At 40.8% G+C, this 1208-nt stretch carries 2 protein-coding genes; both read right to left on the reverse strand.

Going from position 1 to position 1208, the window contains the following annotated elements:
- Window positions 1-465: 465 nt before the first annotated feature.
- Window positions 466-765, reverse strand: a complete 300-nt coding sequence (locus FTV42_RS17100; RefSeq protein ID WP_180025715.1) for a hypothetical protein — start codon at window positions 763-765, stop codon at window positions 466-468.
- Window positions 766-770: 5 nt separating this feature from the next.
- Window positions 771-1208 (reverse strand): hypothetical protein (locus FTV42_RS17105; protein ID WP_179991849.1); only part of this gene is annotated, 438 nt, incomplete at its 5' end.

A 1208-nucleotide genomic window follows, 5' to 3' on the forward strand; every position in this document is an offset into this window, starting at 1 on the left:
TCTGGTTAGGTTGGGCTTCTTTCGACGGTGCAATCCAAGAAATCCCTAGTCCGTTGATTGGTGCTCTTATCAGGTACGCACTGTAATCTTTCGATACCGCAGCGTGATTCGGAGGCAGAGCCGGAATTTCGTTTTCCGGTACGTTTTACTACCACAATTTGCCTGTTTATCCTTTCGGAGACCGGGCTAAGTCCGAGTCAATCAAGTGGCACATAGCGAGTTATTGTCTTTGAATGGTTTTAAGGAAGTCGTGACAAGCGAGCTTCCCATTGCTAAGATTGGATTGTCTATATCGAAGTCTTAGCAACGTATGTGCAAGATTTAGAGTAACAGAGCCCCATGACCCTGTCACGGGGCTCTGTTATATCTGTAGCCTGATAAATCCCATGAATTCAAGCTACAACGCTTGTCGCAAGATGAAAATTTATTTTTTATCGAGGAAGTGGAAGTGCATTTGATGTTGATTTAGGTAGGTTCATACCGTTTTTTCTTCGCGCGTTTGTACATCGTTTTTACCGTGAGCACGCTTAAATTATGTGGTGTCTGCTCATTTAAACAATCGGTTATTCGTTGCCATGACCGGTATTTTCTGGCTTCGGTGATTTCATCAAAGGCTTCATCAAACACTTTTTGCATACTTTTGAGTCCACCAAAGGTCAGTAAAAAAATAGTTTTATTGAGCGATTCTCTTACAGGTTTGATCCCCGATTGTCTGATAGCATCGGCGATATGTTTTTCGAGTCTCTCTAATTCTTTTTTTTCCATCCCGATCACCTAAAAAATAAAATTAATGTGATGATAAGTGCATTACTGAGTAGAACGGTTAGGAAAAAGGTTATCGTCCAGCGAGTCAGCTTTTGTTGTGTTTTTTGATGTCGTTTTTTTTCATCATCCAGTTCTTGCCTTAAATGTGAGTATTGTTCACTGAAATCATTCAGAAGTTTTTGACTGGCGTTAAGCGTGCTGAGTTGATGATTGACTTCTAAGTTCCATTTTCGGAGGTTGTGGCGCAGTTCTTGGTCAATACGGGTGACATCATCCTGTAAACGTTCTGTGAGCGTTTTTCTCGGTGAAAGATGGAGTGATTCAGCGAGGATTTCACGTGCTTTGTTGGTGATAGTTTTATTTTCTCGTTCAGCAATGATTTGAAGTTTATCTTTGAGATCATCTTCAATTCTAAAGCTCACCGTTGTTGTTTTTTTGCTCTC

It is taken from the genome of Acinetobacter sp. YH16052 (assembly GCF_013417155.1).
Taxonomy (GTDB): Bacteria; Pseudomonadota; Gammaproteobacteria; order Pseudomonadales; family Moraxellaceae; genus Acinetobacter.

Bases quoted from the DNA above. Each gene is read 5' to 3' on its own strand.
- FTV42_RS17100 (WP_180025715.1), bottom strand. From the start codon at position 765: ATGGAAAAAAAAGAATTAGAGAGACTCGAAAAACATATCGCCGATGCT.